Raw genomic sequence first — 22,091 nt, forward strand, 5'->3', positions numbered from 1 at the left:
ATGACACCCCTGACCTTCGATCGCCCCGACGAGCAGACTCGCGCCCGACCCGATTGCCACCAAGCGATCAGCATCCTCGACCTGTTCACGATCGGGATCGGACCGTCGAGTTCGCATACCGTCGGGCCGATGCGTGCCGCGTGGCTGTTCGCCGATCTGGTCGCGCACGAGGCGCCGGTCGCGGTGCGCGTCGACCTGTACGGATCGCTGGCGCTGACTGGGCGGGGCCATGCCACCGATACCGCGGTGATGCTGGGCCTCAGCGGTGCGCAGCCCGAGACGATCGATCCCGACCTGATCCCGGTGCGGCTCGCGGCGATCCGCTCGAGCGGGCGGCTGATGCTGGCCGATCGGATCGAGATCGGCTTCGAGGAAAGCCAGCATCTGCTGTTCCATGCGCAGACCTTCCTGCCGGGGCATCCCAATGCGGTGACCTTCACCGCGTCGTTCGGCGACGGGCGGAGCGTCGAGCGGACCTATTTCTCGATCGGCGGCGGTGCGATCGTCGAGGCGGGGTCGGGGCCGGTCAAGGCGAACATCCTCCTGCCACGGCCGTTCTCGTCAGGCGCGGAACTGCTCGCGACGGGCGACGCGACGGGCATGACGATCGCCGAGATCGTCCGCGAGAACGAGATTGCGTGGCGGCCGGACAGCGAGACCGACGCCTTCCTCGACTCGGTGCGGAGTGCCATGTTCGCGTCGATCGATCGCGGCTGTCGGCAGGGCGGCATATTGCCCGGCGGGCTGAAGGTGCCGCGTCGGGCGAAGGCGTTGTTCCAGGGGTTGCAGGCGCGCGATACCGCCGCCGATCCGTCCGCGGTGTTCGAATGGGTGAGCCTGTACGCGCTCGCGGTGAACGAGGAGAATGCGGCGGGTGGCCGCGTCGTGACCGCGCCGACCAACGGCGCGGCGGGTGTGCTGCCCGCGGTGCTGCGCTTCTACGAGACGTTTACGAAGGACCCGACGCCGAAGGGCGCGCACGACTTCCTGCTCACCGCTGCGGCGATCGGCTTTCTCTACAAGAAGCGCGCGTCGATCTCAGCGGCCGAAATGGGGTGTCAGGGCGAGGTCGGCGTCGCGTGTTCGATGGCGGCGGGGGCGCTCGTCGCGGCACTCGGCGGCACCAACGAACAGATCGAGAATGCCGCCGAGATCGGCATGGAGCATAATCTTGGCCTCACCTGCGATCCGATCGGCGGGCTGGTCCAGATCCCCTGTATCGAGCGCAACACGATGGGCGCGATCAAGGCGATCAACGCTGCCTATCTGGCGCTGCGCGGCGACGGTCGCCATATCGTCAGCCTCGATGCGGTGATCGAGACGATGCGCCAGACCGGTGAGGACATGCGCTCGCAATATAAGGAGACGTCGCTTGGCGGCCTGGCCGTCAACGTCGTCGAATGCTGAAGGATTTTTGATGGCTGCCCCGACGAACCCGCTTCTCGATACGCTTTCGCTGCCCCGTTTCGCGGACATCGCCCCCGACCAGATCGCGCCCGCGCTCGATGCGGCGATCGCGCGGCACGAGGCGATGGTCGAGGCACTGACGACTACGCGCCCGACCGATTTCGCCGGCGCATGGCTCCCCTATGAGCGCGCCAATACCGAGATCGGCGCGATCTGGGCGGCGGTGTCGCATCTGCACGGCGTCGCCGACACGCCAGACCTGCGCGCGGCCTATTCGGACGGGCAGAAGCGGCTCGTCGAGAACGACATGAAGGTCGGCCAGAACCGCGACCTGTACGAGGTGTTCGTCGCGCTGAGCGTGTCGCCCGATTTCGCCGATCTGCCGACCGAAGACCGGGTCGCGGTCGAGCAGGCGATCCGCGACTTCACGCTGTCGGGCGTGGCGCTGGAACCCGAGGCGCGCGACCGGTTCAGCGCCATCTCGGTCGAGTTGTCAGGCCTGTCGAACGAGTTCGGCAGCGCAGTGCTCGATGCGACCGACGCGTGGTCGGAACTGGTGACGGACGAAGCTGACCTCGCCGGCATCTCGGACGCGGACAAGGCGATGTTCGCCGATGCCGCCAAGGCGCAGGGGCAGGCGGGCTGGCTGGTCACGCTGCAACAGCCGAGCGTCAACGCGGTACTGACCTTCGCCGAGAACCGCGATCTCCGCGCCCGCATGTACCGCGCCTTCGCGACACGTGCGTCTGATCAGGGGCCCAACGCCGGCGAGTTCGACAACAGCGCGCGGATCGCGCGGATCCTCGAACTGCGGCACGAGGGCGCCAAGCTGCTCGGGTTCACCGACCCGGTCGCGTGGTCGCTGGAGACGAAGATGGCTCCCAACGGCGCCGAGGTGATCGCGTTCCTGCGCGACCTCGCCCATCGCGCAAAGCCCGCCGCCGAGCGCGATCTCGCCGAGCTTAAGGCGTTCGCGGCCGAGCATCTCGGGATCGCCGATTTCGAGCCTTGGGATGCGGGCTTCGTCTCGAACCGGTTGCGGCAGGATCGCTATGCGGTCGATGCGCAGGTGGTGAAGGCCTATTTCCCGGTCGAGCGCGTGATGGAGGGTTGGCAGACGCTGATGGAGCGGCTGTTCGGCATCCGCCTCGTCGAGCGCGACGACGTCTCGCTCTATCACGACGATGCGCGCTTCTTCGACGTGGTCGACGAGAGCGGGACGGTATTCGCCGGGCTGTACCTCGATCTCCACGCGCGCACCGGCAAGCGCGGCGGCGCGTGGATGGCGCAGGCACGGCCACGGCTGCACGACGGCAACACCGTCACGGTGCCAGTCGCATACATGGTCTGCAACTTCGCCCCCGATGGCGGCGAGACGCCGTCGTTGCTGTCGCACAATGACGTGACGACGTTGCTCCACGAGACCGGCCATTGCATCCACCTGCTGTTCACCAAGGTGAACCGGCCGAGCATCGCCGGCACCAACGGCTTCGAATGGGACGCGATCGAGCTGCCGAGCCAGTTGATGGAGGATTTCGCCTGGGATCAGGGCGTCCTCACCGGCATGTCGGGGCATTACAAGACCGGCGAGACGCTGCCCGCTGACCTTTTCGAGCGGATGGTCAAGGCGCGGCATTTCCAGGCCGGGATGTTCATCCTGCGCCAGGTCGAGTTCGCGCTGTTCGACCTGCTCCTCCATCTCGGCACGATGGGCAGCGATCCGATCGAGGTGATCGAGGCGGTCCGCGACGAGGTGGCGGTGATCCGCCCGCCCGCCTGGCACCGCTTTCCGCATGCGTTCAGCCACATTTTCGCGGGCGGCTATGCGTCGGGCTATTACAGCTATCTCTACGCCGAACTGCTCGCCGCGGACGGGTTCGGGGCATTTGCCGAGGCCGGGCTGGTCGATCGCAAGACTGGCGACCGGTTCCGTGAGGAAGTGCTCGCGCGCGGGGCGACGCGACCGGCGGCGGATAGCTTCCGCGCATTCCGGGGTCGCGACCCGGAGCCGACCGCGATGCTGATCCGCCACGGGCTGCAATGACGGCTGCGCGCGTCGACCGGCGCTGGCTGTCGGAGGCGGTGCGGCGGATCGAGGCGGACTATAACCGGTCCGCCGACACCCACCTGATCCGCGTCGACCTGCCGCGCTACCCGGGCATCGTGCTGTACCTGAAGGACGAGAGTTCGCATCCGACGGGCAGCCTCAAGCATCGGCTTGCGCGGTCTCTGTTCCTGTACGCACTGTGCAACGAATGGATAGGGCCGGAGACGACGGTGATCGAATCCTCGTCGGGATCGACCGCGGTGTCGGAGGCGTATTTCGCCAAGATGCTGGGGCTGCGTTTCATCGCGGTGGTGCCGGCGACGACCGCGGCGCCAAAGCTCGACGCGATCCGCTTCCACGGCGGCGAGATCCACATGGTCGACGATCCGCGCTCCGTCTACGCAGTGTCGCACGGCCTCGCGGCGGAGACCGGCGGGCATTATCTCGACCAGTTCACCTATGCCGAGCGCGCGACCGACTGGCGCGGCAACAACAACATCGCCGAGAGCATCTTCGCGCAGATGGCCGAGGAAGAGCATCCGTGCCCGTCCTGGATCGTGTGCGGCGCGGGGACCGGCGGCACCTCGGCGACGATCGGCCGCTTCCTCCGCTATTGCCGGCACGACACGAAATTGTGTGTCGCCGATCCGGTGAACTCGGTCTTCCACCGCCATTTCGAAGATCGTTCGGTCACCGCACTGCCCGAAGGATGCGCGTCGCAAATCGAGGGGATCGGGCGCCCGCGCGTCGAGCCGAGCTTCCTGCCTCCGGTCATCGATCGGATGATCGCGGTCGAGGATGCCGACAGCATCGGCGCGATGCGCGCGCTGTCCGACCGGCTCGGCCGGCGCGTCGGCGGGTCGACCGGCACCAACCTCTGGGCCTGCGCGCAGCTCATCGAGGAAATGGCGGCGGCGGGGCAGACAGGAAGCATCGTCACCCTGTTGTGCGACGGCGGCGAGCGCTATGGCTGCACCTATTATCACGACGCGTGGCTCGACGAGCGCAACGTCGCGTGGACCGACGCGGCGGCGCGGATGACGCAATTTCTGGGCTGATTGACCGATGACCGCATGGCAGTTCTGGATCGACCGTGGCGGCACCTTCACCGATGTCGTCGCGCGGCAACCGGACGGGCGGATCGTCACCGCCAAGCTGCTCTCGGAAGATCCCGAACGCTACGGCGATGCGGCGGTCGAGGCAATACGGCGGCTGACGGGCGACGCGGACGTGGCGCTAGACCTGCGCATCGGCACCACCGTCGCGACCAACGCGCTGCTCGAACGCAAGGGCGAGCCGACGTGCCTCGCAATCACCCGCGGGTTCGGCGACGCGCTGCTGATCGGTCATCAGGAACGCGCCGACATCTTCGCGCGCGACGTGAACCGCCCGCCGCCGCTGTTCGCGCACGTCGTCGAGATCGACGAGCGGGTCGGTGCGGCGGGCGATGTGCTTCGTCCGCTCGATGCGAACGCGGCCCGAGCGGGCCTTCAGACAGCGTATGACAGCGGCCTGCGGGCGCTCGCGATCGTCCTGATGCACGGCTACCGCTTCACCGCGCACGAAGAGGCGCTGGCGGACCTCGCGGCCGGGGTCGGCTTCACGCAAATCTCGGTGAGCCACAAGGTCGCGCCGCTCATCAAGCTGATCGGCCGCGGCGACACCACCGTGGTGGACGCCTATCTGTCGCCGGTCGTCGACCGCTACGTCGCAGGGCTCAGCGACGCGCTGGGGCAGGGTGCGCTGTTCATGCAGTCGTCGGGCGGGCTGGTCGACGGCGCAGGCTTTCGCGGCAAGGACGCGATCCTGTCCGGCCCCGCGGGCGGCATCGTCGGCATGGCCGCGACCGCGCGCGAGGCCGGGTTCGAGCACGTCATCGGCTTCGACATGGGCGGCACCTCGACCGACGTGTCGCACTATGCCGGCACGTACGAGCGCGACACCGAGACGCTGATCGCGGGCGCCCGCATCCGCGCGCCGATGTTGCGGATACACACGGTGGCGGCAGGCGGCGGCTCGATCTGCAGGTTCGACGGGGAGCGGCTGATCGTCGGGCCCGAGAGCGCGGGCGCGGTGCCGGGGCCGGCCTGCTATCGCCGCGGCGGACCGCTGACGGTGACCGACTGCAACGTGATGCTCGGCAAAGTGCGGCCCGAATTCTTCCCCGCGCTGTTCGGACCGACCGGCGACGCCCCGCTCGATGCGGACGCGGTGACCGCCCGGTTCGCGGAACTGCCGCTCGATCCGCAGGTCGCGGCCGAAGGGTTCGTTGCAGTCGCGGTCGCGAACATGGCGAACGCGATCCGGACGATCTCGGTCGCGCGTGGGCATGACGTGACGCGCTACACGCTGGCGTGCTTCGGCGGGGCGGGGGGGCAGCATGCATGCCTGGTCGCCGATGCGCTGGCGATGGACCGCGTGATGATCCACCCGCTGGCCGGGGTGCTGTCGGCATACGGCATGGGGCTCGCCGACCGCCGCGTCCTGCGCGAGGCGACGTCGGGCGCAGCGTTTGCGGACTATGCCGCGATCACTCAGGCGCTGGATGGCTTGGCGGAGGCTGCACGCGAAGCCCTCGTGGCGCAGGGCGTTGCGTCGGACGCCGTGCGGATCGAGCGCCGCGTCCATCTGCGCCGCGGCCAAACCGATCACACGATCGAGCTCGATCTCGATGACCCGGCCGCGATGATCGCCGCCTTCGATTCCGCGCACATCGCGCAGTTCGGGTTCGCCAGCGAAGCGCCGCTGATCGCCGACCGGATCGTCGCGGAAGCCATTGCCGAAAGCGCGCCGATCGACGCGGCGCTGGTCACGTTCCCGGACGCACCGGCGGCCCCTCTGGCGACCGCGCCCGTCTACATGGCCGGCGCATGGCACGACACGCCGGTCCTCGCACGCGAAGGCCTGCTTACAGGCCACGGCATCGACGGCCCGGCGCTGATCCTCGACAGCGTCTCGACCACCACCGTCGAGCCCGGCTGGCGCGCGCGCGTCGATCCGGTCGGCAACCTCATCCTCGATCGCACCGCCCCGCGTATCGGCGCCAGCATCGGCACCGAGTCCGATCCGGTCCGGCTCGCCATCTTCGCCGGGTTGTTCATGAGCATCGCCGAGGAGATGGGCGCCGCGCTCCAGCGCTCCGCCGCATCGGTCAACATCCGCGAGCGGCTCGACTTCAGCTGCGCGCTGTTCGACGCGCACGGCAACCTCGTCGCCAACGCGCCGCACATCCCGGTTCATCTCGGTTCGATGGGCGAGAGCATCCGCACCATCATCGACGCGCGCGGGAACACCGCAGACGGTCGCGGTATCCGACGCGGCGACGCCTATGCGCTCAACGCCCCCTATCGCGGCGGCACGCACCTGCCCGATATCACCGTCATCATGCCGGTCTTCGCCGATGACGCCGAAGCCCCCGCCTTCTTCGTCGCAGCCCGCGGCCATCATGCGGACGTCGGCGGGATCACGCCTGGTTCGATGCCACCCGAAAGCCGCTCGGTCGAGGAGGAGGGCGTGCTGCTCGACGACGTGCTGGTGGTCGACGAAGGACGCTTCCTCGAAGCCGACATGCGTGCGCTGTTCGCGGGCGGTCCGTACCCCGCGCGCAACATCGACCAGAACATCGCCGACCTCTCCGCACAGCTCGCCGCCTGCACCCGCGGCGCCACCGGCCTCACGCGCCTCGCCGAAGAATACGGCGCGGATGTCGTCGCGGCCTATATGGAGCACGTCCAGGCCAATGCCGACGCCGCCGTCCGCCGCCTGATCGCGACGCTCGGCGATGGCGACTTCGCGTACGAGATGGACGATGGCGCCGTCGTCCGCGTGGCGGTCCGTGTCGACCGCGCCACGGCGACGATGGATGTCGACTTCGCCGGCACCAGCGATCAGCGCCCGACAAACTTCAACGCCCCCGTCTCGATCGTCCGCGCGGCGGTTCTCTACGTCGTCCGCGCGCTGATCGACGAGGCGGTCCCGCTCAACGACGGCTGCCTGCGCGGCGTCACGATCCGCGTGCCCGAAGGCTCGATGCTCAACCCGCGCTATCCGGCTGCGGTCGTCGCCGGCAATGTCGAGACGAGCCAGGTCGTCACCGACGCGCTGTTCGGCGCGCTCGGCGCGATGGCCGCCAGCCAGGGGACGATGAACAACTTCACCTTCGGTAACGCCGTACACCAATATTACGAGACGATCGCAGGCGGTGCAGGTGCGGGCCCCGGCTTCGACGGCGCGTCGGTGATCCAGACGCACATGACCAACAGCCGGTTGACCGACCCGGAGATATTCGAGACGCGCTTCCCCGTGCTGCTGGAAGAATTCTCGATCCGCCGCAGCTCGGGCGGGGCAGGCGCATACCGCGGCGGTGACGGCGGCACGCGCCGCGTCCGGTTCCTCGAGGAGATGACCGCCTGCATCCTCGCCAACCGCCGTCGTGTAGTCCCGTTCGGGATGGCCGGCGGCGAAGGCGGCGGGCTCGGTTCGGCGACCGTCGAGCGCGCCGATGGCAGTGTCGAACGGCTCGGCTCGACCGCCAAGGTCGATATACGCGCCGGCGATGTGTTCGTGATCGAAACGCCCGGCGGGGGTGGTTTCGGCGAAACCTGATGCGACGACCTGTTGCGGCAAGGTGACGAACGCGGCACACACGGCGCGCATTCGATCTGCCTGAAAGTGAGCCCATGACCGCATTCCGTTCTCGCGCCCTGTTCGTCCGATTGCTTGCGGGAACGGTTCTCGCGATGGCAGCACCGGTCGCCGCGCAGACCACCAACAACGCGCCGGGCGCGGCGGCGGCCAAGACAGCGGCCCCCAAGTCGCGGCCGTGGATGAACACCAAGCTCAGCGCAGACGCGCGCGTCGACCTGCTCCTCAAGGAGATGACGCTCGACGAGAAGCTGCAGCTCACCTTCGGCTATTTCGCGACCAATGCCGACTGGCTGAAGACGCCGATCAAGAACTGGGTCTATCCGAAGGACGGCCTGCCCGCGTCCGCCGGGATCGTGCCCGGCATCCCGCGGCTCGGCATCCCCAACCAGTGGCAGACCGATGCCGGTGTCGGCGTCGCCAGCCAGCGTGGGCCGACGCCCCGGCTTCGCACCTCGCTGCCGTCGGGAATCGCGACGGCGGCGACCTGGAACCCCGAACTCGCACAGGCGGGCGGCGCGATGATCGGCCGCGAGGCGTTCCTGTCGGGCTTCAACGTGCAGCTCGCGGGCGGCATGAACCTGTTGCGCGAGCCGCGGAACGGGCGGAACTTCGAATATGGCGGCGAGGATCCGTTGCTGTCGGGCGTCATCACCGGCCACGAGATGAAGGGCATCCAGTCGCAGCACGTCGTCTCGACGATGAAGCATTACGCGTTCAACGGGCAGGAGACGAACCGCTTCACGATGGATCACCAGATCGGCGAACAGGCCGCGCGCCAGTCCGATCTGCTCGCGTTCGAGATCGCCAATGAAGTCGGCCAGCCCGGCTCGGTGATGTGCGCGTACAACCGCGTGAACGGCCATTACGCGTGCGAAAACCACTGGCTCTTGAACAAAGTCCTGAAGCGCGACTGGGGCTTCAAGGGCTATGTCATGTCCGATTGGGGCGCGGTGCATTCGACCAGCGAGGCCGCCAATGCCGGGCTTGACCAGCAATCGGGCTGGGCATTCGATCGTGCGCCGTATTTCGCGGACGCGCTGCGCGAGGCGGTCAATAACGGTCACGTGACCGAAGCGCGCGCGACCGACATGGCGCGGCGCATTTTGTGGGGGATGGTCTCGGTCGGCGCGTTCGACACAGTCGTGAACGGCGATCAGGCGACCAAGATCGACTATACCGCGCACGCCGCGGTGACGCGTGCCGATGCCGAGGAGGGCATCGTCCTGCTCAAGAACAGCGCCGGTCTGTTGCCGCTGTCGAAGACCGCCAAGTCGATCCTGCTGATCGGCGCGCATGCCGACCTCGGCGTGCTGTCGGGCGGCGGGTCTTCGCAGGTCTATTCGCACAACGCGCCGACCAACGGTCTGGTCGTGCCCGACGAGTTCCCGAGCGGCTTCCCCGGTCCCAAGACCTATCACGCCTCCTCGCCGATGAAGGCGTTGCAGGCGCGCACCGGCGCGAGCGTGACCTATCTCGACGGCAAGGACGTGAAGGCGGCCGCCGCGGCGGCGCGCAAGGCGGACGTGGTCGTCGTGTTCGGCGAGCAGTGGACCGGCGAATCGTTCGACGTTCCCGATCTCAACCTGCCCGACAATCAGAACGCGCTGATCGACGCGGTCGCGCGGGCGAATGCGAAGACCGTCGTCGTGCTCGAAACCGGTGGTCCGGTGGTGATGCCGTGGCTCGGCAAGGTCGGCGCGGTCATGGAGGCGTGGTATCCGGGCACGGCAGGCGGCGAGGCGATCGCGCGCGTGCTGACCGGCGAGGTCAACCCCTCGGGGCATCTCCCCGCAACCTTCCCAGCATCGCTCGCACAGACCCCGCGCCCCAAGCTGGAGGGCGATCCCAAGCTCGATCGCGACGCGCACCCGATGGGCAATTACGACATTGAAGGCGCAGCTGTCGGCTATAAATGGTTCGACAAGACCGGCGCCAAGCCGCTGTTCCCGTTCGGCTACGGCCTGTCCTACACGAACTTCGCGATGACCGGGCTGACCGCGACGCCCGCCGGCAAGGGGATCAAGGCGGACTTCACCGTCCAGAACACCGGCGCGGTGCAGGGCAAGGCGGTCGCGCAGGTCTATGTCTCGGGCGCGGGCTGGGAAGCCCCCAAGCGGCTCGGCGCGTTCCGCAAGGTCGATCTCGCCCCTGGCAAGAGCCAGACGGTGTCGGTCACGATCGACCCCCGCCTGCTCGCGACCTTCGACGTCGCCAGCGGCGGCTGGAAGATCGCCGGCGGCGACTACAAGGTGATGCTCGCCAGTTCTGCGGCGGATATCGTCCAGACCGCAACGGTCCGCGTGGCCGCGCAGACGCTCGACGTGAAGGGACGCTGAGCGGGTTCGGCGGTTATCCCGTTCGAGTTGGGGGGTGTCGCCATGCGGTTTTAGGCGTCAGATCAACTTTTCTCCTCCGTCATGCCGGGCTCGTTCCGGCATCCACGGTGCCGCACGATCGAGAGATTTTGGTTCATGGAACGGTGGCCCCCGGAACCAGTCCGGGGTGACGGAGCCCCTGCTGGGAGACGCACCCAAAGCTGAACTACGAGACGTCCTGGACATCGCTTTCAATCCGCATCAGCGCAGGCGGCGCGGGTCGACCACCACGTATTTTATGTGCTTGCGGTCATAGGTGTAGGTGATCCGGACCATACCGTCGCGCGTCTGGATCACCGCGGGATAGGCATAGCCGTCGGGGAGCGGCTTGCTCTCCAGCGTCAGCACCGGATGCCAGCGCACGCCGTCGTCCGACACGGCGACATTCAGCGGCCAGCGCGGCCCGTCACCGGGACGGTCGGGCCAGTGACCGCTGTGATTGTAGACGATCAGCTGTCGCCCGTCGCGCAGCGTCACCGCATCGGTGCCGGCATTTGGATTGGGAAGATCGATCGCGGCGAGCGGCGACCAGGTGCGACCGGTGTCCTTCGACCAGCTCATAGCCAGCGCGCCCTGCCGTGTGCGCGCGACGAGTTCGAGCCGACCATCGGGATAGGACAGGACGCTCGGCTGGATCGCCTCGATATGCATCGGCGAGGCGATCGGCGGCTCGACGGTCCAGTGCGCGCCGCGATCGGTGCTGCGTTCCATCCGGATCGACCAGCGGTTCGCGTCCGCCGTCCCCCCCTCACGGCTCGACGGCGCAAGCCAGCTGCCGTCGAGCAGGACGACGGGCTTGTTCTTGATCGGGCCGAGAACGCCGTTTGGCAGGCGCTCCGGCTTGCCCCAGCTCCGGCCGTTGTCGGTCGAGCGGATCATCATGCCCCACCAGTCGCGCGGGTTCGGCCCGACCTTGTAGAACAGGCGCAGGTCGCCGGGGGCTGGCTGGAACAGGACCGGGTTCCAGGTGGGAAAGCGGCGGCCATCGGCGCCGATGCCCGTCGCCACCGGTTCTGGCGCGGTCCAGCCGTCGCCCTTTGCGCCGCCGTTGCGCGATGTCCAGATGCGCACGTCGGCATTGCCTTCGCCCGATCCGGCGAACCACGCCGCCATCAGGCTACCGTCGGCGAGCTCGACGATCGTCGATGCGTGCGCCTGCGGATAGGGCGTGTGCGCGTCGATCAGTTCGGCCGCGACGATGGCGTTTGCCGCTGATGGCCGTGCATTGGTGCCATTAGCGGCCACGCCCGACAGCATCGCCGCCAGCCCGATGAGCGCCGCCTTCATGTCGGTTACGCCCGCCCGCGAATCGCCTCGATCCGCTCGTCGATGCGGCGCTCCAGGATCGTCAGCGGCATCGCGCCTTCGAGCAGGATGTCGTGGAACTGCTTCAGGTCGAACCGGTCGCCGAGCGCCGCCTTTGCCTTCACCCGCGCGCGCGTCCACGCCATGTGACCGACCTTGTAGCTGCACGCCTGTCCCGCCTGCGTGCAGTAGCGCTCCACCTCGCGCAGCGTCCGCGGCCGCGCGAAGCCGGTGGTCGCGACCATATAGTCGGTCGCCTTTTCGCGGCTCCACTGCTTGGCGTGGATGCCGGTGTCGACCACTAGTCGCGTCGCGCGGAACAGGAACGACTGGAGATAGCCCGCGCGCTCAAGCGGCGACGCATAGGCCCCGAGTTCGTCCGCCAGCTGCTCGGCATACAGCGCCCAGCCTTCCGAATAGGCCGAGAAGAAGCCGATTTTCCGGAGCTTCGGGATATCCTTCGATTCCTGCGCGAGGCTGATCTGGAGGTGATGCCCCGGCACGCCTTCGTGGTAGGTCAGCGACGGCAGCGTGTATTTCGGCCAGTCGCCGACGTCCTTCAGATTGACGAAGTAGATCGCGGGACGGCTGCCATCGAGCGAGGCGCGGTTGTAATAGCCGTTGGCGGCGCCGTCCTGGATCTCGACCGGCACGCTGCGGACCTCCAGCGGCTGCGTCGGCACGCGCGAGAAAGCCTGGGGCAGCTTGGTATACATGGCCTTGATGCCGTCGTTCAGCCCGGCGATCAGCTCGGTCCGGCCCGCTGCGGTGTTCGCATACAGCTGCTCGGGCATCACGTTCAGTTTGGCGAGGCGTTCGCCGACCGTGCCGGTGGTATAGCCCTGCGTCTTCAGGATCGTGTCGAGCTGCGCGGTGATCTCGGCGACCTGCGCCAGGCCGATGCGGTGGACCTCGTCGGGGCTCATCGTCGTGGTCGTCGCCTGGTTCAGCGCCATCGCATAGATCGCGTCGCCGTTCGGTACGCGCCAGATCCCGTCGCCGAGTTTGCTGGTCGGCTTCAGGCGTTCCATCAGCGCGATCTGGCGGTCGAGCGCGGGATAGACCTTCTCGTCGACGATCTTCGCGGCGCGCGTCTGCCAGTCGCCGGCGAAACCCTTTGCCGCGGCACGCTTGACCAGCGACTGGACGATGCTCGACGTCGCCGCTGGCTGACCGCGCAGCGTTCGCATCTGGCCGAGCGTCAGGTCGAGCGACCAGCCGGGCGCGAGCAGCCCGCGCGCGGCATCGTCCCGCTGCATCGCGCTTTCCTGATCGAGCACCGTGCCGAACTGGTCGAGGCGCGCCAGATACGCCTCCGCGTCGGGTGCCGCATTGATCGTGTGCGCAGTGTTGAGGAAGTCGGGCACCTGGAAATAGGCGCCGCCCTGCTGGAATATCCGATAGGGGCGGATCGGGCTGTCCATGCCGAATTTATCCGGCGCGGCGATCTGCGTGGTCAGCGAATAGCGCACCACTTCGAGGTTCAGCTTGGCTGCCGGCGACAACCCGGTGCCGTCATAGCGCGCGAGGCTTGCGATCGACGCCTTGGTCTCCGCGACGTCGCGCGCGCGCTTCTCGGGTGTTCGTGGCGAGAGCTGGCTCTTGAGCGCGGCGAGCGGTCCCTTGTCGAGGCCGAGCGAGGTCGCAAGTTCGGGCGACCGCGCGACGCTTTTCTGGAAGATCCGCTCGAACTCCGCATTGAGGGCGGTGTCGCCGGTCGACTGCGCGAACACGCTGGACGGCAATACGGTGGTAGCGAGCGCGGCGACGCTCCCCGATGCGAGGAACTGGCGACGATCCATGACGAACTCTCCCGTAAGCTGTTAGCCCTTCTAGGCCATTGTGCGGCCGTCCGACCAGAGGCGAACGGATCCGATTTTTGGCGACCAAATTTACCGCGAGCGCCGCGGAACCGGTTCAGTGGTCATAGGTTTGATGAGAGAGCCCGGCGCAGTCATCGCCCCCCGCAGACCCGTCGGACTCTCAGGTGTAACCAAGGCTTTTTCGTGCACGACGAGACCCCCAGGCGTGCGTCAGACACGCGATTGCACATCGTCGGTGAAACGCTGCGGTCCTCGTGGCAGACGCCGACCGACACGATGATTACGGACGACATTCCGACGCTGCTCACGCGTCTGTCACAGGTCCCCAAGACCCGAAAAAAACGCTAGCCGGCTAGGCTCGAACGCATGCCGGCGCGCCCGAACCCAGCCGGCTCGGCGGTCAGCTTGCCGCGGCAGCCTTCATCGCCTCGATCAGCTTCTTGACCTCCTGGCTGCGACCACGGGGCATGATCAACACGTCGTTGCCGCTGGCGACCACGATCAGATCCTCGACCCCGACCAGCGAGACGCGGACGCCGTCGCTGCGGACGAAGCAGTTCCTTGTATCGATCGCGAGGACGGCACCGTCGCCTTGGCTGCGATGCGCGTTGCCGTCGCTGTCCGTGTCGCTGATCGCGTGCAGCGCATCCCAGCTACCGACGTCGTTCCAGCCCATGTCGACCGGCACCACGGCGACGCGGTCGGCCTTTTCCATGACCGCGTAATCGATCGAATCGTCGGGTGAGGCGGCAAAGGCGACCGCGTCGGGATAGATCCGCGAGCCCTCCGTCCGCGCCTTGTCCATTGCTTCCTGGGTGGCCGTCAGGATCCCCGGATCGAATTGTGCGAGCGCTTCGAGATAGGCGTCGGCGAGGAACAGGAAGATGCCGCCGTTCCAGGCGTGATCACCGCTCGCCAGCATCGACTGCGCCTTGTCGAGCGGCGGCTTCTCGACGAACCGTGCGACCCGGTTGACGCCGGGCTTGAGTTCGTCGCCGATCTGGATCCAGCCATAGCCGGTCTCGGGCGCGTCGGGTGCGATCCCGAAGGTGACGAGCCAGCCCTGCATGACCAGCGGCATCGCGGCCTCGATCGCCGCATGAAACGCGGCGACGTCGCCGATGACATGGTCCGACGGCATCACCAGCAGTGCATCGCCGCCGCCACCTGCGGCGATCGCGGCCAGTGCGATGGCGGGGGCGGTATTGCGACCGGCCGGTTCGAGAATCAGCGCCTGCGGGGTCGCGCCCGCATCGGCCAGCTGCTGCTCGACCAGATCGGCGTGGCGCGCATTGGCGACGACGATCGGGGCGGCATAGCGGTCGCCTTGCGCACGACCCGCGGTCAGCTGGAGCATCGTCTCGTTCGCCGTCAGGGCCAGCATCTGCTTGGGCATTTCGGGACGGGACATCGGCCAGAGGCGCGTACCGGAACCGCCGGACAGAATAACGGGAACGATCTTACGTGCGGTCATGAATCCTCCAGATGGCGCCGAGCTATAGCGAAGCGGTCACGCGTGCCAATCGTCGAGTGATCCGATTGGATGCGTCATCTTCAGCCTTTTTTGGGGTTTTGCTGCGAGACGTGACGTTCGGGTGTCGGTAACATTTACACCGATGTGTCGGGATAGCGGATCATGATACGCCTTTTCAAACACTATGTGCCGCATACTGTCCTGCTCTTGGGGCTGGTCGACTTGATTCTGCTGATCGGCTCGGCCGAGATCGGCTGGGTCGTTCGGGCGCACCAGATCGGCATGATCGTCGAGCCGATCAACACACGGATCGCGCAGCTGCTGACGTTTGCGATCGCGTTGCAGGTGTCGCTGGTCGCGGTCGGTGCGTATGGCGTGGCCTCGTTCCTGTCGCTTCGCTTTGCCGCCGCGCGTCTGGCGGTGGCGCTGGCGCTCGGCGTGATATTCCTGTCGCTGATCTTCTTCCTGGTGCCGGCGCTGACGTTCTGGCGCTCGAACCTGCTCTATTCGACGGTGATCGCGACGGTGTTGCTGGTCACGGTGCGCGCGCTGCTCGGCAAGACGCTCGGTGGCGAGACGTTCAAGCGCCGCATCATCGTCCTGGGGGCAGGCAAGCGCGCGGCGCAGATCCTCGATCTTTCGCGACGGCCCGGCATCAATTTCATCGTGGCCGGCTTCGTATGGATGGGCGAGGCAAACCCGGTGGTGCCCGATGCCATGCCGCGGGGGGATATCCCGAACCTCGCGGCGCATATCGTCGACCAGAATGCGAGCGAGGTCATCCTCGCGCTCGACGAACGCCGCAACGCGCTGCCGATGAAGGATCTGCTCAGGGTCCGTACGACCGGCGTGCAGGTCAGCGAGATATCGAGCTTTCTCGAACGCGAGACCGGACGTATCGACCTGAAGAGCGTCAATCCGTCCTGGCTGATCTTCTCGGATGGGTTCGCGTCCAGCCGGATGCTGTCGAGCGTCTTCAAGCGCGCGTTCGACATCGTCGCGAGCGGGCTTCTGCTCGCCATCACGCTGCCGATCATCCTGCTCACTGCGATCGCGATCAAGCTCGAATCAAAGGGCCCCGCTTTCTATCGCCAGCGTCGCGTCGGGCTCTACCATGAGGGTTTCGATATCCTGAAGCTGCGCTCGATGCGGCAGGATGCCGAGGTCGCGGGTACCGCGGTCTGGGCGGCGGAGGACGATCCGCGAATCACCCGGATCGGTCGGTTCATCCGCAAGGTGCGGATCGACGAACTGCCACAGACCTGGACCGTGCTAAAGGGCGAGATGAGCTTCGTAGGCCCGCGTCCCGAGCGCCCGCAATTCGTCGAACAGCTCGAGCAACAGCTGCCCTTCTACGCCGAGCGGCACATGGTGAAGCCTGGCATCACCGGCTGGGCGCAGATCAACTACCCCTATGGCGCGTCGATCGAGGATGCCCGGCACAAGCTCGAATACGACCTGTATTACGCGAAGAACTACTCGCCGTTCCTCGACATGCTGATCCTGTTGCAGACCATCCGCGTCGTGTTGTGGCCAGCCGGGGCGCGATGATCGTCGCCATGGTCATGGCATGATCACGACGCTGGTCCTGTGGAGCCACGCGCTCGCGGCGCTGCTGTTCGGCGCGCTCGCGCTCGCGCAATTGCGACGACCCGGCGGGCATTGGCCGCAGGCCGCGTTCGTGGTCGCGCTGGTGGCGACCAGCCTGTGGGCGCTTGCGGTCGCGGGGATAGACCCGGGCGACGTCGCGACGCGGATCGCGGCGAGCGCGCGCGACATCGCATGGCTCGGCTTCATGCTCGCGTTGGTCCGCCGCGATCGGGCGGGCAATTATGCGCTCGGGGCGGTCTATTTCGTCGTCATGGCGCTCGCCGGCACCGCCGCGCTGCTGGCGATCGTCGAGCAGATGGGGCTGAACGCCGACGCGCTTGCGGCCCTCGCATCGGCAAGGACCGTGTTGCGGATGATGGGGGCGGTCAGCGGCCTCGTGCTGGTCCATCACCTCTATCAAGCGGCGCCCGCGTCGCGCGGCGGCATTCGTCTCGTGTTGCTCGCGCTCGCCGCGATGTGGGGCGCCGATCTGATCATCTCGGCGGCGGTCTATTTCGATGCCCGCTGGACCTCGATGACGATCGTCGCGAACGGCGCCGTGATGATCGGCGTGGCAGCGCTGCTGGTGGTGGGCGTGCATCGCAGCGGCGACTGGACGCTGGCCTTGTCGCGGCCGATCGCCGTGCGCGCCCTGTCGGCCGTCTCGCTGATCCTCTACGCCGGCATCACCGCACTCGCGACCCACATCGCTGCCGGCTATGCGGGATCGCACGCGCGCGCCGTGCAGGCCGCGATCGTGTTCGGTGCGACCGCGAGCATATTGGCGCTGCTGTCGACGCCGTGGTTGCGCGCGTGGGCCAAGGTGAAGATCGCCAAGCACCTTTTCCGCCACCGCTACGACTATCGCGCCGAGTGGCAGCGTTTCACCGACACGCTCGGCAAGCCGGGCGTCGGCGCCGACACGCTCGACACACGCGTCGTGAAGTCGATCGCCGATCTGACGGACTCGCCGGGCGGACTGTTGCTGGTCCCCGACGGCACTTCGCTGGGGCTTGGCGCGGCATGGAACTGGCTCGGCGCGGCCGATGGTCCGCACGACGATGCGCTGGCGGCTTACCTCGCGCGCGACGTCCGGATCGTCGAGCTCGACCCGGTACGCGCTGGCACCGCGTCTGCCGACGACATGGCGAGCGTCCCCGTCTGGCTCCGCGAATGTCCCGAAGCCTGGGCGATCGTCCCGCTCGTGCACGGCGGCGCGCTGGTCGGTGCGATCGTGCTGGCCCGGCCGCCGGTCGATCGGGCGCTCGACTGGGAGGATTTCGACCTGCTTCGGGTCGCCGGCCGGCAAGCGGCGAGCTATCTCGCCGAGGATCGCGCGCATGCGGCGCTGGCGGATGCGGCGCGGTTCGACGAGTTCAACCGCCGCTTCGCGTTCATCCTGCACGATATCAAGAATCTCGTCAGCCAGCTGACGCTCGTGGCCCGCAACGCCGAGCGTCACGCCGACAATCCCGATTTCCGCGTCGACATGGTCGCGACCCTGAAGGACTCTTCCGATCGCATGAACGTGCTGCTCGCCCGCCTTTCACAGCACGGCCCCGTCCGCGGCGAGCCGCTCCAGCCGCTCGACGTGACCGCGATCGTCGAGCGCGTTGCGATTGCCCGCCGCGCCCAGCATCCGATCGTCACGCGCGGCGGCTCGGCCAGCGCGCTGGGACATGCCGCGCGACTGGAACAGGTGCTCGGCCAGCTCGTCCAGAACGCGGTCGAGGCAAGCGGCGCGGACGATCCGATCCTGCTGTCGGTAGAGACGGTCGGCGACCGCGTGGCGATCGACGTCATCGATCACGGCTGCGGCATGACGCCGGGCTTCGTCCGCGACCAGCTCTTCCGCCCGTTCGTGTCGTCGAAGCCCGCCGGATTCGGCATCGGCGCGTTCGAGGCGCGTCAGCTGGTGCACGCGATGGGTGGCTCGCTCGAGGTCGTCAGCCGCGAAGGTGAGGGCACGCGCTTTCGTATCCTGCTCCCCGCCGTCGCTGCCCCCGTCGCTCATGCCGTCGCATCACTGGAGGTAGCGGCATGAGCGACAAGGACCGTCCCGTCCTGCTGATCGTCGAGGATGACCTCGGCCTCCAGCGTCAGCTTCGCTGGGCGTATGAAGGCTATGAGATCGTCGTCGCGAGCGACCGGACGCAGGCGCTCGATGCGATCCGCGCGCATGAACCTGCGGTCGTCACGCTCGACCTCGGCCTGCCACCCGACCCGGACGGCGTCACCGAGGGATTTGCCACCCTGCGCGATATCCTTGCGATGAAACCCGATACCAAGGTGATCGTCGCCTCCGGCCATGGCGCGCGCGAAAGCGCGTTGCAGGCGATCGCGGACGGCGCCTGGGACTTCTACGCCAAGCCGATCGATATCGACGCGCTCGGCCTGATCGTCAGCCGCGCGTTTCATGTCCATGCGCTGGAGACGGAGAATCGCCGTCTCGCCGCGCGCATCGAAACGGGCGGGTTCGGCGGGCTCATCAGCGCCTCGCCCGAAATGGCGACTGTCACGCGGACGCTGGAGCGGGTTGCGCCCGCGAACGTCTCGGTGATGCTGCTGGGTGCGAGCGGCACCGGCAAGGAACTGCTCGCGCGTGGGCTGCATGACGCGTCGCCACGGTCGCGCGGCAATTTCGTCGCGATCAATTGCGCCGCGATTCCCGAGACCTTGCTCGAAAGCGAGCTGTTCGGCCACGAAAAGGGTGCGTTCACGGGTGCCGTAAAGACTACCGAGGGCAAGATCGAACAGGCTGCCGGCGGCACGCTGTTCCTCGACGAGATCGGCGACGTGCCGCTCGCGCTCCAGGTGAAACTGTTACGGTTCCTCCAGGAACGCGTGATCGAACGCGTCGGCGGGCGGAAAGCGATCCCGGTCGACACGCGGATCGTCTGCGCGACGCACCAGAATGTCGATGCGATGGTTGCCGACGGACGATTTCGCGAAGACCTGTATTATCGCCTTGCCGAGATCGTCGTGCGGATCCCCGCGCTGGCCGACCGGACCGGCGACGCGGTATTGCTCGCGCGCCACTTCGTCACGCGCTACGCCGCATCGATGAACCCCGTCGTCACCGGCCTTGCTCCCGACGCGCGCGCTGCGATCGATGCCTGGGGCTGGCCGGGCAACGTCCGCGAGTTGGAGAACCGGATCAAGCGCGCGGTGATCATGGCCGACGGCAAGCTCGTCACCGCGACCGATCTCGACCTCGACGGCAAGGCGGACGACGCATCTGCGCTCAACCTGCGCGCCGCGCGCGAACTCGCCGACCGGAAAGCGATCCGCCAGGCGCTGGCGCGGGCGGACGGCAATATCTCCGGCGCCTCGCGACTGCTGGGGATCAGCCGGCCGACGCTGTATGATCTGCTGAAAAGCTATGACCTCCATGCCTGACACGCGCTATCCGATGCTGCGACGGCGCAAGCGGCGACGGCTGCTGCCTCGGAGGCTGACATTGCCCGCGGCGATCTCGGGCGAGCGGGCGCGGCTGCTGGTTATCTGCGTGCTCTGCATGGTCATCGTCGGGATTGGCGTGGCGCTGGCGATGCGCGCGCCGCGGCCGGATGCGCGGCAACTTCTCGCCGTGAGCCTGACGACGCTCGACAACGGCAACTATAGTGCCGCGCGGAGCAATGCGCAGGCCGCGATCAAGGCGGCACCGAAATGGGCGATCGCGCATGCCGTGCTGGCGCGCGCCTATCTCGAGCTGGGCGACGGTCTGGCGGCAGAGGCCGAACTCGCGCGGGCGATCGACGCTGGGTTGCCCGCTGCCCGGCTGCATCAGCTGCAGGCGCATGCTCGCCTGTTGCAGGGCGATCTCGACGGTGCGATCGAAGAGGCCGCAGCGACGCGACCGCGATATGCCGACTATGCCGCCCGTATCCATGCGCGTGCGCTCGTGTCGAAGGGGGACGGCGTCGGTGCGCGCGCGATACTCCAGGCGCTGCTTGGGCGCAGTCCGCGCGATGCGGCGGCATGGACCGATCTGGGGCGTATTCGCCTGACCGCAGGCGATGTCGGCGGCGCGTCGTTTGCGGCGACGCGCGCGGTCGCGCTGGCACCGCGCGAGCCTGCTGCGCTGACGCTGCAAGGCGAGGTGATCCGCAGCTGCTATGGCTTGATCGCGGCGCTCCCCTGGTTCGAGGCGGCGTTGCGGCAGGATGCCTATTATCATCCTGCGCTGATCGAATATGCCGCGACGCTCGGCGACACAGGGCGCAATGCCGAGATGCTGGCAGCTACGCGGAGCGCGTTGCTGGCGCGGCCGGGCAGTGCGCAGGCATTGTATCTGCAGGCTGTGCTCGCCGCGAGGGCCGGGCAGGTCGATCTTGCGCGGTCGTTGCTGCGTCGCACGGGCGGCGCGATCGGCGGCCTGCCTGGTGCGCTGCTGCTCTCGGGAAGCCTCGATTACACGCAGGGCAAGTTCGAACAGGCGGCAACAGCTTGGCGCCAGTTGGTCGCGGTCCAGCCGTTGAACATCGTTGCCCGTCGCTTGCTCGGCGTGGCGTTGCTGCGACTCGGGGATCGTCGTGGCGCGCTCGATACCCTGCGGCCGATCGGGCTGCGATCCGATGCCGACAGCTATTCGCTCACCCTGATCGCACGCGCATTCGAGACCGCGGGGGACCGTTCGATGGCAGCGCGGTTCCTCGACCGTGCGGCGGCGGGGCCGGTCGCACCGGCATCCGTCTTCGCGACCGACGACGCGATCGGCGCACTCATGGCCAGCGCGGACGCCTCGGCCGGCGACCCGACCTATGTGCTCGGGGTCATCCGCGCGCAGGTCGCAAGCGGCGATACCGCCGGCGCGATCGCCCGTGCCCGCGGCTTGGTGCAGGCCGGTCCCGGTGCGCCCGCCGCGCAGCTCGCGCTGGGCGATACGCTGGTTGCGGCGGGGCGCTATCCGGAGGCAGCCACCGCCTATGCCCGTGCCGCGGACCTGTCGTTCGACGAGCCAACGATGCTCCGGCTCGTCGATGCACTGGGACGGAGCGGGCAGACCGAGGACGCAGCGACCGCGCTCGCGCTGTATCTTTCGCAGAACCCGCAGAGTTTGGCAGGCCAGCGCCTACTCGGCCATTGGCAGGTCGAATCGGGCGCGTGGAATGCGGCGATCGAGACGCTCGAAGGCGTGCGCCGTCGCGTCGGCAATCGCGATGGTGGCGTGCTGACGGACCTGGCGTTGGCCTATGCAGGCGGCGACGACGGCATGATCGCGGTACGCTATGGCCGCGCGGCTTACGCGATGTCCCCGATGAACGCCGCCGCCGCCGATGCGTACGGCGTCGCGCTGGCCGCGAACGGCGATGCGGCAGGCGCGCGACAGTTGCTGCTCAAGGCATCACGCCTTGCGCCAGAAGACGCAACGATCGCGAGCCACCTGACTGCGCTGCGTTGACCGCTTGTCTCGACAGGGT

Annotated in this window: 12 protein-coding genes; 9 read left to right on the forward strand and 3 right to left on the reverse strand. The window is 67.7% G+C overall.

All coding sequences use genetic code 11. The annotated features are described in order from the left end of the window. The 5 genes from EQZ23_RS07845 to EQZ23_RS07865 all read left to right on the forward strand — a co-directional run bounded on the left by EQZ23_RS07845 (position 1) and on the right by EQZ23_RS07865 (position 10,437). Positions 1 to 1,407: an L-serine ammonia-lyase gene (locus tag EQZ23_RS07845; RefSeq protein WP_128453912.1), complete on the forward strand. Its 1,407-nt coding sequence runs from the start codon at positions 1 to 3 to the stop codon at positions 1,405 to 1,407. Positions 1,408 to 1,417: 10 nt separating this feature from the next. Next, the gene (locus EQZ23_RS07850) at positions 1,418 to 3,451 is read left to right on the forward strand and encodes a M3 family metallopeptidase (protein ID WP_240663410.1); all 2,034 of its coding nucleotides are present in this window, start codon (positions 1,418 to 1,420) and stop codon (positions 3,449 to 3,451) included. Continuing rightward, complete coding sequence (locus tag EQZ23_RS07855) at positions 3,448 to 4,512, forward strand: PLP-dependent cysteine synthase family protein (protein ID WP_128453914.1); 1,065 nt, start codon at positions 3,448 to 3,450, stop codon at positions 4,510 to 4,512. The genes EQZ23_RS07850 and EQZ23_RS07855 overlap by 4 nt, the downstream gene beginning before the upstream one ends. A 7-nt stretch (positions 4,513 to 4,519) precedes the next feature. Then, positions 4,520 to 8,059, forward strand: a complete 3,540-nt coding sequence (locus EQZ23_RS07860) for a hydantoinase B/oxoprolinase family protein (protein ID WP_128453915.1) — start codon at positions 4,520 to 4,522, stop codon at positions 8,057 to 8,059. Between the two features lie 74 nt (positions 8,060 to 8,133). Beyond that, positions 8,134 to 10,437 (forward strand): glycoside hydrolase family 3 C-terminal domain-containing protein, encoded by a 2,304-nt coding sequence (locus EQZ23_RS07865; protein WP_128453916.1) that lies wholly within the window; start codon positions 8,134 to 8,136, stop codon positions 10,435 to 10,437. 240 nt (positions 10,438 to 10,677) lie between these two features. Here the strand turns inward: EQZ23_RS07865 and EQZ23_RS07870 are convergent, their stop codons facing one another. The 3 genes from EQZ23_RS07870 to EQZ23_RS07880 form a co-directional block, all read right to left on the reverse strand. Further along, positions 10,678 to 11,763 (reverse strand): sialidase family protein, encoded by a 1,086-nt coding sequence (locus tag EQZ23_RS07870; protein ID WP_240663412.1) that lies wholly within the window; start codon positions 11,761 to 11,763, stop codon positions 10,678 to 10,680. Positions 11,764 to 11,768: 5 nt separating this feature from the next. Then, positions 11,769 to 13,583, reverse strand: coding sequence for a DUF885 family protein (locus EQZ23_RS07875; protein WP_128453917.1), 1,815 nt, complete (start codon positions 13,581 to 13,583; stop codon positions 11,769 to 11,771). Positions 13,584 to 14,004: 421 nt separating this feature from the next. Further along, positions 14,005 to 15,078, reverse strand: coding sequence for a mannose-1-phosphate guanylyltransferase/mannose-6-phosphate isomerase (locus EQZ23_RS07880; protein ID WP_128453918.1), 1,074 nt, complete (start codon positions 15,076 to 15,078; stop codon positions 14,005 to 14,007). 162 nt (positions 15,079 to 15,240) lie between these two features. Between EQZ23_RS07880 and EQZ23_RS07885 the strand changes: the two genes are divergently transcribed. From EQZ23_RS07885 to EQZ23_RS07900, 4 genes are read left to right on the forward strand one after another with little or no spacing between them, the layout of a single operon-like run. After that, complete coding sequence (locus EQZ23_RS07885) at positions 15,241 to 16,629, forward strand: TIGR03013 family XrtA/PEP-CTERM system glycosyltransferase (protein WP_128453919.1); 1,389 nt, start codon at positions 15,241 to 15,243, stop codon at positions 16,627 to 16,629. A gap of 19 nt (positions 16,630 to 16,648) precedes the next feature. Beyond that, a complete protein-coding gene (gene prsK, locus EQZ23_RS07890; RefSeq protein WP_128453920.1) occupies positions 16,649 to 18,712 on the forward strand; it encodes an XrtA/PEP-CTERM system histidine kinase PrsK in 2,064 nt (687 codons plus the stop codon). Further along, positions 18,709 to 20,067, forward strand: a complete 1,359-nt coding sequence (gene prsR / locus EQZ23_RS07895; protein ID WP_128453921.1) for a PEP-CTERM-box response regulator transcription factor — start codon at positions 18,709 to 18,711, stop codon at positions 20,065 to 20,067. The genes prsK and prsR overlap by 4 nt, the downstream gene beginning before the upstream one ends. Then, the gene (locus tag EQZ23_RS07900; protein WP_240663414.1) at positions 20,051 to 22,072 is read left to right on the forward strand and encodes a tetratricopeptide repeat protein; all 2,022 of its coding nucleotides are present in this window, start codon (positions 20,051 to 20,053) and stop codon (positions 22,070 to 22,072) included. The genes prsR and EQZ23_RS07900 overlap by 17 nt, the downstream gene beginning before the upstream one ends. Positions 22,073 to 22,091 lie beyond the last annotated feature (19 nt).

Source organism: Sphingomonas sp. UV9, assembly GCF_004101245.1.
Taxonomy (GTDB): Bacteria; Pseudomonadota; Alphaproteobacteria; order Sphingomonadales; family Sphingomonadaceae; genus Sphingomonas.

Coding starts and splice junctions, on each gene's coding strand:
- EQZ23_RS07845 (WP_128453912.1), top strand. CDS start 1: ATGACACCCCTGACCTTCGATCGCCCCGACGAGCAGACTCGCGCCCGA.
- EQZ23_RS07850 (WP_240663410.1), top strand. CDS start 1,418: ATGGCTGCCCCGACGAACCCGCTTCTCGATACGCTTTCGCTGCCCCGT.
- EQZ23_RS07855 (WP_128453914.1), top strand. CDS start 3,448: ATGACGGCTGCGCGCGTCGACCGGCGCTGGCTGTCGGAGGCGGTGCGG.
- EQZ23_RS07860 (WP_128453915.1), top strand. CDS start 4,520: ATGACCGCATGGCAGTTCTGGATCGACCGTGGCGGCACCTTCACCGAT.
- EQZ23_RS07865 (WP_128453916.1), top strand. CDS start 8,134: ATGACCGCATTCCGTTCTCGCGCCCTGTTCGTCCGATTGCTTGCGGGA.
- EQZ23_RS07870 (WP_240663412.1), bottom strand. CDS start 11,763: ATGAAGGCGGCGCTCATCGGGCTGGCGGCGATGCTGTCGGGCGTGGCC.
- EQZ23_RS07875 (WP_128453917.1), bottom strand. CDS start 13,583: ATGGATCGTCGCCAGTTCCTCGCATCGGGGAGCGTCGCCGCGCTCGCT.
- EQZ23_RS07880 (WP_128453918.1), bottom strand. CDS start 15,078: ATGACCGCACGTAAGATCGTTCCCGTTATTCTGTCCGGCGGTTCCGGT.
- EQZ23_RS07885 (WP_128453919.1), top strand. CDS start 15,241: ATGATACGCCTTTTCAAACACTATGTGCCGCATACTGTCCTGCTCTTG.
- prsK (WP_128453920.1), top strand. CDS start 16,649: ATGATCACGACGCTGGTCCTGTGGAGCCACGCGCTCGCGGCGCTGCTG.
- prsR (WP_128453921.1), top strand. CDS start 18,709: ATGAGCGACAAGGACCGTCCCGTCCTGCTGATCGTCGAGGATGACCTC.
- EQZ23_RS07900 (WP_240663414.1), top strand. CDS start 20,051: ATGACCTCCATGCCTGACACGCGCTATCCGATGCTGCGACGGCGCAAG.